Raw genomic sequence first — 10,423 nt, 5'->3', positions numbered from 1 at the left:
GCCGCCCCCGCCCCGCTCCCGCGTCCCGGGGTCACCCCCGGGGTTACCACCCCGCCCTCGGGGGGGGGGGGGCCGCCCCTCCGGGGGGGGGGGGGGGGGGGGGGGCCCCCGCCCCCCCCGCCCGGCCCCCCCCGCGCGGTGCGGGGGAGGACGGCAAGGGGGGAGCGGAAGGGCGCAGGGGAGGCGCGGACGGCGTACGGGCGGGGCGCGCGCCGGAAGTCGGCCGGTCCGACTTCCTGTGCGCAAGCAGTGGTGGCAGGGTGCGGCTTTGATGTCGGCCGGTCCCCATTTTTCCGTACCGGGCCCGTGGCCTGGGCACATGCCCCTGTCAAGGGGCGGGCCGGGGCGCGCGGGCGGGCGCGGCGAGCAGTTTTGGGGAGCGGCTTGGCGCGGGTACCACCACGGGTGGCGCTGGTTCGGCCGACGGGGGCGCTGCCCGGTGCGAACGGCATCGGGGCAAGTCGAGGGCAGGGGACGTTGTGATCGTCTGGGTCAATGGCACATTCGGGGCGGGCAAGACGAGTGCCTGCCGCGAGTTGGTGGAACTGCTGCCCGGGAGCGTGCTCTTCGATCCCGAGCTGGTGGGCTTCGGACTGCGCCGGATGCTCCCGGCCGACCGACTGGCCACGGTGTCCGACTACCAGGACCTCGCGGCCTGGCGGCGGTTGGTGCCGGAGACGGCGGCCGCGCTGCTCGGCGAGGTCGGCGGACCGCTGGTGGTGCCGATGACCCTGCTCAGAGAGGACTACCGGGACGAGATCTTCGGTGATCTCGCCGCGCACGGGATCACGGTGCACCACTTCGTGCTGGATCCAGAAGAAACGATCCTGCGTGACCGCATCGCGCACCGCGTGGAGTGCCCCGGCGATCCGGAGGCCAGCGAGCGGGTCCGCAGCTGGTGCCTGGAGCACCTGCCCCGCTACCGGGCCGCCCGCCGCTGGCTGGTCGGCGACGCCCGGATGCTCGACACCGGCGCGCTCACCCCGCGCGAGACCGCGCACCGGATCGCCGAGCTGGTCCGGGTCGGCGACGCGCGCTGCCCGATCGTCCAGTCCCCGGACCCCACCGGGGACACCGTGGCCTCGGCCGTGCTGTTCTTCGACGAGCAGGACCGGGTACTGCTGGTCGACCCGGTCTACAAGCCCGACTGGGACTTCCCCGGCGGCGTCGTCGAACGCGGCGAGGCCCCCACCGACGCCGCCCTGCGCGAGACCGCGGAGGAACTCGGCCTGCGGCTCGACCCCACCGTGCTGCGCCTGCTCGCCGTCGACTGGGAGCCGCGCACCGGCCCGCGCCGCGGCGGCCTGCGGCTGATGTACGACGGCGGGCTGCTGGACGACGCCGGACGGCAGAACCTGCTGCTGCAGCAGGAGGAGCTGCGCGGCTGCCGGTTCGTCACGCTGGACGAGGCGGCCGACCTGCTGCCGCCGAGCCGCTACCGGCGGCTCGCCGCCGCGCTGGAGGCCCGGCGCAGCGGGGAGCTGCGGTACCTGGAGGCGGGGGCCCGGGTCGCGCTCGGGCTGGCGAGTACGGCGGACGCCGCGTAGCGCGGGGCGTGGACCCGGTTGGTGGGGCGGCCGGTGCGGGCGTCAGGATGGGGGCATGCCGTTCACGTTGAGCCATCCCGCCGCCGTCCTGCCCCTGCTGCGCGCCGCCGGGGAGCGCGGGCCCCTGGTGGCCTCGGCACTGGTGGCCGGGTCGATGGCGCCCGACGTGCCGTTCTTCGCCGAGTCGCTGCTGCCCGGGGTGTACCGGCACGGCGGGCTGACGCACGCCTGGTGGGCCGTGCCGACCGTGGACGTGGCGATCGCCGGCGTGCTGGTGGCGGGGTGGCACGGGCTGCTGCGGGCGCCGCTGGTGGGGCTGCTGCCCGAGCGGTGGGCGGGCGGCGTGGAGGCGCTGACGGTCCGGCGGGGCCCGGGAGACGGGGCCTCCGGTGTCCGGCCGGGAGACGCGGCGTCCGGTGTCCGGGGCACGGACGCGGCCTGGTTCGCGGCCTCGGCGGCGGTCGGCGCGTTCACCCACGTCGGCTGGGACGCCTTCACCCACGGCGGCCGGCTGGGTGCGCGGCTGCTGCCTGTACTGGACCGGCAGGTGGCCGGCGTCGCGGTGCACGAGGCGCTGCAGTACGGGAGTTCGGCGCTCGCACTGGCCGCGTTGGGCGGTTGGGCGGCGCGGACGGTCCGGGCGGTCGAGCCGGTGCGCCCGGCGGTGCGGCTCGCGCCGCGGACCCGGCGGGTGGCGGTCGCCGCGCTGGGCGCGGCCACCGCGGCCGGGGTGCTGCACCGGCTGAGCCCGCTGCGGCGCAACGTCGTCCCGGAGGTGTGCTTCGGTGCCGGTGCCGGGCTCGCGGTGGGCGCGGTCGGCTACGCGGCGGTGGTCGCGGCCGCCCGCCGCTGGCGTGGCGGGCGGCCCAGGACCGGTGCGAACTCCCGTCAGACGGCGCGCAGTTCGGCGTAGCGGCGGAGGAACAGGGCCTCGGTGAGGGCCATCCGCTCAAGCTCCAGCGGGTCGACGCTCTCATTGACGGCGTGGATCTGGGTGGTCGGCTCCTCGACGCCGATCAGCACGATCTCGGCCTGCGGGTAGAGCGTCTGCAGGGTGTTGCAGAGCGGGATCGAGCCGCCCTCGCCGGCCGTGACCATCGGGGTGCCGAAGGCCTCGGCCATCGCCTCGCCCATCGCCTCGTAGGCCGGGCCGGTGGTGTCGGCGCGGAACGGGGCACCGGTGCCCTTGCGCTCGACCGTCAGCCGGGCGCCGAGCGGGACCCGCGCCTCCAGGTGGGCGACCAGGGCGTCCTGGGCGGCGTCCGCGCTGGTGCCCGGGGGGACGCGCACGCTGATCAGGGCCTTGGCGGCGGACTGCACGGAGTTGGTGGCGCCGATCACCGGCGGGCAGTCGATGCCGAGGACGGTGACGGAGGCGCGGGCCCACAGACGGTCGGCGAGGGTGCCGGTGCCGGTCAGGGCGACGCCGTCGAGCACCTTGGCGTCGGCGCGGAACTGCTCCTCCGGGTACTGCACGCCCTCCCAGGTCCGGTCGGAGGCCAGCCCGGGGACCGCGACGTCGCCGTTCTCGTCGTGCAGCGAGGCGAGCACCCCGATCAGCGACTGCAGTGCGTCCGGGGCGGCGCCGCCGAAGGCACCGGAGTGCAGGTTGCCGGCCAGCGTGGTGATCGAGGCCTCGACCACCGTCATGCCGCGCAGCGAGGCGGTCACGGTCGGCAGGCCGGGGGCGAAGTTGCCGGTGTCGCCGATCACGATGGCGTCGGCGGTCAACAGCTCGGGGTGGGCCTCGGCGTAGCGCTCCAGGCCGCCGGTGCCCTGCTCCTCCGAGCCCTCCACGATGATCTTCAGGCTGACCGGGTAGCCGTCCCCGTACACCTGGCGCAGCGCCCGCAGGGCGGTCAGGTGCATCAGGATGTTGCCCTTGCAGTCGGCGGCGCCGCGCCCGTACCAGCGGCCGTCACGCTCGGTCAGTTCGAAGGCCGGGCTGTCCCAGCCGGCCTCGTCGAGCGGGGGCTGGACGTCGTAGTGGGAGTAGAGCAGGACGGTCGGGGCGCCCTCGGGGCCGGCCAGCTCGCCGTAGACGGACTGGGTGCCGTCCGGGGTGTCCAGCAGCCGGATGCCGGTCAGGCCCTCGGCGGCGAAGGCCTCGGCGACCCACTGCGCGGCCTTCTGGCACTCCTCGACCGGGAACTGGCGCGGGTCGGCGACCGACGGGAAGGCGACCAGCTCGGCGAGGTCGGTGCGGGCACGGTCCATCAGGGACCGGACGGCGTCGGCCAGGGGCTGTGACATCGGGGCTCCGGAGGGGGCGGTCCGCCCTGGGGGTGGTGCGGGCGGAGTACGGTCGGTTGGGGTACCGCCGATCATAGGCGGAGTCCCTGGGGGAGCTTCCGGGGAGCTCGCGGGTCGGTGGGTGGTGCGGCGTCCCGGCCGGTGGCCGGACGCATAGGATTGGTCGACGTGACTGACTCCGGAAGCCCTGATTCCCGTAGCCCGCTCGACGAGGACGGCCCGCTCGACGGCCCGCTCGACGGCCGGCCCGACAGCGGGCCGGACAGCCCGCTCGACGCTCCGTCCGACGGGAGCGGTCCGCTGGCGGCGGCGTCCCGGCCGCAGGACGGCGTCTGGGACGTCGTGGTGGTCGGCGCCGGACCGGCCGGGGCCTCGGCCGCGCAGGCCGCCGCCGCGCAGGGCCGCCGGGTGCTGCTGCTCGACAAGGCCGAGCACCCCCGCTACAAGACCTGCGGCGGCGGCATCATCGGCCCCTCCCGGGACAGCCTGCCGCCGAACTTCGAACTGCCGCTGCAGGACCGGGTGTCGGCCGTCACCTTCGCTTACGACGGCCGGTACACCCGCACCCGCCGCGCCAAGCGGATGCTGTTCGGGCTGGTCAACCGGGACGAGTTCGACCTGCGCCTGGTGCAGTCCGCCAAGCAGGCCGGGGCGGTGCTGGTCACCGGGGTGACCGTCACCGGCGTCGAGCAGCGCGGCGGCGAGCACCGGACGGCGCTGGTGACGGCGGCGGACGGGCGCACCTTCGAGGCCCGCGCGGTGGTCGGCGCGGACGGCAGCGCCAGCCGGATCGCGCGGCACGTGGGCGTCACCTTCGACCAGATCGACCTCGGCCTGGAGGCGGAGATCCCGGTGCCGCCGCAGGTCGCCGCCGACTGGTCGGGCCGGATCCACCTCGACTGGGGCCCGCTGCCCGGCAGTTACGGCTGGGTGTTCCCGAAGACCGAGACCAGCAGCCTGACCGTGGGCGTGATCTCGGCGCGCGGCGACGGCGAGCAGACCAAGCAGTACCTCGCCGACTACATCCGACGGCTGGGCCTGTCCGGCTTCACCCCGCGGGTCGAGTCCGGGCACCTGACCCGCTGCCGGGCCGAGGACTCGCCGCTCTCCCGCGGCCGGATTCTGGTCGCCGGGGACGCGGCCGGGCTGCTGGAGCCGTGGACCCGCGAGGGCATCTCGTACGCGCTGCGCTCGGGCCGGCTGGCCGGCGAGTGGGCGGTGCGGGTCGCCGAGGCGGGGGACGCGGCGGCGGTGCGGCGCGAGGCGCTGAACTACGCGTTCGCGATCAAGGCCGGGCTGGGCGTGGAGATGCGCGCCGGCAAGCAGCTGCTGGGCGCCTTCGAGCGTCGGCCGTACCTGTTCCACGCGGCGGTCTGCCTGGTGCCGGCGGCCTGGCGGGCGTTCGCCCGGACCACCCAGGGGCACACCAGCTTCGCCCAGGTGCTGCGGCAGAACCGGGCGGCGCGCAAGCTGATGGCGATGGCTGCGCGGTAACGTGCGGGTCGTGCTTGCGGGTTGCGGGTCGTGGGTCGCGCTTGCGCTTGCCGGTCGCGGTGACGGTCCGGGCCGGTGCCCCCTCCGACGGGATCGGGAGGGGGCACCGGCCCTGGTTCGCCCGGTTGCCTCGTGGGGGTGGCCGGTCGGGGCCGAGGGTCAGTGGAGCCCGGTGTCGATGGCCGTCATCAGGCTGCCGGACGGGGTGTCGCCGGACATCTCCCAGATCATCCCGCCGAGCAGGTTCTTCGACTTGAGGTAGGCCGTCTTCTGGGCGATCGACCAGGCGTCGTCGAAGGTCCACCACTGCCCGTTGGCGCCCGTGTAGCCGTACGTGGCAACGGACTTGGGGTCGTGGTAGACGGTGAGGCCGGGTACGCCCGTGATGAGGTTGTTGTACCCGCGGGTGCCCGCCTCCTCGGCGAACTGGCCGGGTGCGGCGCCGTTCGCGCTCTGCCAGGCGCCGTTGGCGCCGCCGTCCGCCACGCCCTGCCAGCCCCGCCCGTAGAACGGGAAGCCGATGGTCAGTTTGCGCGGGTTGACCCCGGCGTTGAGGTAGGTCTGCACGGCCGTGTCCACGCTGAAGTGGAAGGGGTAGGGGTCGTTGGGGTCCTGGTAGAGGTTGGAGGCCTGGCCGGTGCGGTTGGGCTCCCAGGAGTTGTCGCTGCCCGAGCCGTGGAAGTCGTAGCCCTGGACGTTCGCGATGTCGAGCGAGTTGAAGACGTTGCCGAGGTCCCAGCCGGCCGCGACCTTCGCCGGGTCGGCCGGGGTGAAGGCGGTGAGCAGTTTGTGCGGGCCGCCCAACGCGTCGAGCTGCTTGCGGAATTCGGCCGCCAGCAGGGTCAGGTTGGCCTTGTCGTTGGCGCTCCAGTGGTTGCCCGGGTGGCCGTCGCCGGAACCGGGCCACTCCCAGTCGAGGTCGATGCCGTCGAAGATCCCGGCCGCCGTGCCGTCGCCGCCGGCGCCGTTGTAGGCGGGCAGGTTGCCCCTGATCCAGGTGTCCACGCAGGACTTGACGAACTTCTGCCGGGAGGCGTCGGTGGCGGCCGCGTCGGAGAAGTACTTGGAGTACGTCCAGCCGCCGAGCGAGACGACCACCTTCAGGTTCGGGTACTTGGCCTTGAGCTTCTTCAACTGGTTGAAGTTGCCCCGGAGTTTGCCCCAGCCGTCGTCGGCGACGCCGTCCACGGACTGGTCGGCGCTCATCGGGCGGGCGTAGTCGGCGTCCGCGTCGCCGGCACCGGTGCCCTGGTCCGGGTCCTCCGGGTTGCTGCTGGTGCCCTTGGTGACGCCCGCGAGGCAGGTCAGGTTGACCGGATCGATGTTCTCGAAGGCGTAGTTGATGATGTCGAGCTTGCCGGCGCTGCCCGAGGTGTCGAGGTTCTTCACGAAGTACTGGCGGCCGTAGATGCCCCACTGGACGAAGTAGCCGACCCGGGCGTACTTCCCGGCGCCGACGATGTCCGCGGTGGTCACGGCGAGCGGGGCGGAGGCGGGTGAGGTGTTGTCGGCGGGGTCCCGGGCCTTCACCGTGAAGGTGTAGGCGGTGGACGGCGAGAGGCCGCCGACGGCCGCGGTCAGGGTGCCGCCGCCGACCGTGGTGACCAGGGTGGTGCCCCGGTAGACGTCGTACGCGGCGACCCGGACGTTGTCGGTGGCGGCGTCCCAGGCGAGCGTCACGTCGGAGGAACCGACCGCCGTGGCACGGAGGTTGGTCGGTGCGGTCGGCGGGACGGTGTCGGTGGACGGGTCGAAGGTGGCGGCGGTGACGGGCGCGCTGAGCGGGCCGGTGTTGCCGCGGCTGTCCTTCGCCCGGACGGCCAGGGTGTACGAGGTGGCCGGGGTGAGTCCGGTGACCAGGGCGTTGGCGGTGGGGCTGGAGGCGAGCACGGTGGTGCCGCTCAGCACGTCGTAGGAGGCGACCGGGAAGTCGCCGCCGGTGGCGGCCGGCCAGCTCAGCGTCAGGGTGTGGGCGGTCGGGTCGGTGACGGTGGGGGTGCCCGGCGCGGACGGTGGGACGTCGGGGGTGCCGTCGCACTTGTCGCCGTTGATGCGGCAGTTGAGCGGGGTGGAGACCGGGCCGTTGCCGACGAACCAGAAGCTGTACGGCTCGGTGGTGCTGTGGGCGTTGACGGTCGCGTTGTAGTAGGCGGCGGTGGCGGTGACGTGCCGGCCGTTGACCGTCGCGGTGCCGTTGGTGGTGTTGCCGATGGTGACGCCGGCCGGGAGGTCGAACTCCAGGGACCAGCCGGAGACGGCGGTGTCGTTGTCGTTGTGGACGATGTACGTGCCCTGCCACCAGGAGCCGTTGTCGGTGGTGGCGAAGGTGGCGGTGAGCTTGCCGGCGGCGCTCGCGGGGGCGGCGAGCGCGGTCAGTGCGGCGAGCGGGAGGAGCAGGACGGCCAGCAGCGTCAGCAGTCTGCCGCGCATGCGGGGGCGTCCCGCCCGGGATCGAGCGGACATGGTTCTCCCTGTGGCTGTGGGGGTTGGACAGGGTGGCGTAGAACCGGCGGTGATCCGTGGGCGATCGATGCCCGCGCCGTGGGGAGGCGGGGCATGGGCACTGTAGGAGGACTGGACCAATGCGTCAACAGGTCTGTACCACTGGGGAGTTGGGGCGGCTCCGGGGAGGGTGGGCGGCGGCAGGCCCGGCGACGGGTCCCGCCGTCCGGTGGGCCGGACGGCGGGACGGCGGGGCGGCGGGAGGCGCGGCTGGTCGCCGGGTGAGCCGGGTCGGCTCGGTGTGTCGGGTCGGTGCGTCGGGTGGGACGTCACCGTTCCTTGACGACGGCCATTGCCTCGATCTCGATCAGCACCTCGGGGCGGAACAGCGCCGCGACCTGCATCGCGGAGGCCGCCGGCAGCGGCAGATCGCCCAGGTACTCGTCGCGGGCCTCCCGGATGGCCGAGAGGTAGCTGATGTCGGTCATGAAGAAGGTGAACTTGACGACGTCGGAGAAGTCGGCCCCGGCGGCGGCCAGGCAGCGGCGCAGGTTCTCGAAGACCTGGCGGGCCTGGGCCTTGGGGTCGCCCGCGCCGACCAGGTTCCGGTGCTCGTCGAACGCGACCTGACCGGAGACCTGGACCAGCCGGCCGCTGCCGGTGACGACGTGGGTGTAGCCGGTTCCGGGGGCGACGCCGGGCGGTTCGGTGATGTGGGTGAGGTGCGTGGTGGTCATGGTGGACGATCGTGCGCCATCGGCCGTCGGTGCCGCAAGCGTCGACTGGTCCCGGCCGGTGCCGAACCGGCAGGTGAACGCACAGTCGGCAGGTGAGCGTCCAACCGGCCGGTCAGTGCACCACTTCGGGCAGCTCGCGGAGGAACGGCACGTCCTCGACCGGCAGTTGGGCCACCGGACCGGAGGAGCGCAGCACCACGTCCAGGACGCGGTCCGGATCGGCGGCGTAACCTCCGCTGGCCCAGGCCGCGTTGGCCTCGACCACCGCCCAGCCGTGGTCCGTCCGCCCGACGTCCACCACCACCGCGCTCGGCAGCGGCGCCCGCCCGGCCGCAGTGGCCAGCACCTCGCGGGCGAAGGCCAGCACCTCCGGACCGTCCGGCCCGAGCGGCGCGACGGCGAGGTCGCCGTCCACCGCGTAGCGCGAGCCGGTGCGCACCGCGCCGTCCAGGACGAACAGCCGGTACTCGGTGCGGAACCGCACCACCTCGCTGACCAGCACCGGGGTGTCACCGTCCAGCAGTTCGGGCCCGGGCAGCGCCCCGCCGTCCGGGTAGACCCGGGCGGCGAACAGCTTGTCGGCCGGCGGCTTGACGAACGCCGGCCCGCGCAGCGTACGGGCCTCGGCCAGCGTGGCCGCCGACACCCGTCGCCCGGTCAGCGCGCGCGGCAGCCGGGCGAGCCAGTCCTCGGCCGGCTCCAGCAGGGCGAGGCCCAGCTCCCGGCCGACCGCGTCGGCGAACAGCGGCCCGCCGTACACGTGCACCGCCGCGCCGAGCAGCTCGCGCGGCGCCCGCCAGGAGGCGGCGGTGTGCGCCCGCAGGCCGCGCAACCCGGCGGCGGTGCGCAGCTGCAGGCCGGTCTCGTTGATCCGTGGGGCGAGCAGCAGGACCGGGGTGTCGGTGGTCGCCGTGCTCGGGTCGATGGTCGGGCCGCTCATGCCGACCATGCTGCCCGCTGGCCGACGGCCGCCACCAGCGGTTTTCGGTCCGGCCGCGGCAAGGCCCGCGCCGCCGGCGGCCGGACGGCCCCCGCCACCGGTCGGCGAGCGGCTCTGGCCGAGGGGCGGGTGGGCGTGCCAGAGTCGTGCGGGCGCGGTCCGGGCACCCCGGACCGCGCCCGCAGTCCGACCCACCCTCAGCCGGAAGGCAGGCCCGCACCGATGACCAGCGCAGAGCCCCTCGTCCGCGTCAGCACCGCCGACGCCGTCACCACGCTCACCCTCGACTCGCCGCACAACCGCAACGCGCTGTCCTCCCGGCTGATGTCCGAGCTGCACGCCGGACTCGCGGTGGCCGCAGCGAACCGGGACGTCCGCGCGGTCGTGCTCACCCACACCGGCAAGGTGTTCTGCGCGGGAGCGGACCTCTCCGAGGCGACCGGCGCGGACCCGACGGTCGGCCCGCGCGGCCTGGTCGAGCTGCAGAAGGCGATCGTGGACTGCAGCAAGCCGGTGATCGCCGTACTCGACGGGCACGCCCGGGCCGGCGGCCTCGGCCTGATCGGAGCGGCCGACCTCGCGGTCGCCGGACCGGCCGCGACCTTCGCCTTCACCGAGGTCCGGCTCGGCCTCGCGCCCGCCGTCATCTCGCTGCCGCTGCGCCCCAAGCTGGAGCCGCGCGCCGCCGCCCGCTACTACCTCACCGGCGAGGTCTTCGATGCCGTCGAGGCCGCCCGGATCGGTCTGATCACCCGGGCGGCCGAATCCACCGAGGACACCGGAGTGGTGCTCAAGGGCCTGCTGGACGCGCTGCGCCAGGGCTCGCCGCAGGGCTTGGCGGAGTCGAAGCGGCTGGCCAACGCCGAGGTGGTGCGGTCCTTCCAGCGGGACGCGGACGAGTTGGTGCAGCTGTCGGCGCGGCTGTTCGGGTCGGCGGAGGCGCAGGAGGGGATGCGGTCGTTCCTGGAGAAGCGGCCGGCCGCCTGGGTGCGCTGAGTCGACCCGTACGG

General features: G+C 74.5%; 8 protein-coding genes. 4 read left to right on the top strand and 4 right to left on the bottom strand.

All coding sequences use genetic code 11. The features are described from left to right. The first annotated feature begins 479 nt into the window (after positions 1 to 479). Positions 480 to 1,547 (top strand): NUDIX domain-containing protein, encoded by a 1,068-nt coding sequence (locus ACIP4P_RS41840; RefSeq protein WP_400928678.1) that lies wholly within the window; start codon positions 480 to 482, stop codon positions 1,545 to 1,547. Positions 1,548 to 1,602: 55 nt separating this feature from the next. Beyond that, entirely contained in the window at positions 1,603 to 2,460 is an 858-nt protein-coding gene (locus ACIP4P_RS41835; protein WP_400928675.1) for a DUF4184 family protein, read from the top strand. Here the strand turns inward: ACIP4P_RS41835 and ACIP4P_RS41830 are convergent. Further along, entirely contained in the window at positions 2,436 to 3,800 is a 1,365-nt protein-coding gene (locus tag ACIP4P_RS41830; protein WP_350516038.1) for a dipeptidase, read from the bottom strand. The two genes, ACIP4P_RS41835 and ACIP4P_RS41830, sit on opposite strands and share 25 nt — an antisense overlap. Before the next feature lie 300 nt (positions 3,801 to 4,100). Here ACIP4P_RS41830 and ACIP4P_RS41825 point away from each other — a divergent pair, with 300 nt between their 5' ends. Beyond that, positions 4,101 to 5,294 (top strand): geranylgeranyl reductase family protein, encoded by a 1,194-nt coding sequence (locus tag ACIP4P_RS41825; RefSeq protein WP_400928699.1) that lies wholly within the window; start codon positions 4,101 to 4,103, stop codon positions 5,292 to 5,294. Between the two features lie 159 nt (positions 5,295 to 5,453). Here ACIP4P_RS41825 and ACIP4P_RS41820 read toward each other — a convergent pair whose 3' ends face one another. The 3 genes from ACIP4P_RS41820 to ACIP4P_RS41810 all read right to left on the bottom strand — a co-directional run bounded on the left by ACIP4P_RS41820 (position 5,454) and on the right by ACIP4P_RS41810 (position 9,413). Then, complete coding sequence (locus tag ACIP4P_RS41820) at positions 5,454 to 7,724, bottom strand: glycosyl hydrolase family 18 protein (protein WP_400928671.1); 2,271 nt, start codon at positions 7,722 to 7,724, stop codon at positions 5,454 to 5,456. A gap of 341 nt (positions 7,725 to 8,065) precedes the next feature. Further along, positions 8,066 to 8,473, bottom strand: coding sequence for a RidA family protein (locus tag ACIP4P_RS41815; protein WP_400928668.1), 408 nt, complete (start codon positions 8,471 to 8,473; stop codon positions 8,066 to 8,068). 112 nt (positions 8,474 to 8,585) lie between these two features. Then, positions 8,586 to 9,413, bottom strand: a complete 828-nt coding sequence (locus ACIP4P_RS41810; protein WP_400928665.1) for an ATP-grasp domain-containing protein — start codon at positions 9,411 to 9,413, stop codon at positions 8,586 to 8,588. Between the two features lie 222 nt (positions 9,414 to 9,635). Here ACIP4P_RS41810 and ACIP4P_RS41805 point away from each other — a divergent pair, with 222 nt between their 5' ends. Continuing rightward, positions 9,636 to 10,409 carry an enoyl-CoA hydratase family protein gene (locus ACIP4P_RS41805; protein WP_350516034.1) on the top strand — a complete coding sequence of 258 codons (774 nt, stop codon included), beginning with the start codon at positions 9,636 to 9,638 and terminating at the stop codon, positions 10,407 to 10,409. Positions 10,410 to 10,423: the final 14 nt, after the last annotated feature.

It is taken from the genome of Kitasatospora sp. NPDC089509, assembly GCF_044749365.1.
Taxonomy (GTDB): domain Bacteria; phylum Actinomycetota; class Actinomycetes; order Streptomycetales; family Streptomycetaceae; genus Kitasatospora.
Note: the sequence above shows the minus strand (reverse complement) of the source record. Positions and strands in the feature narration are given on the sequence as shown.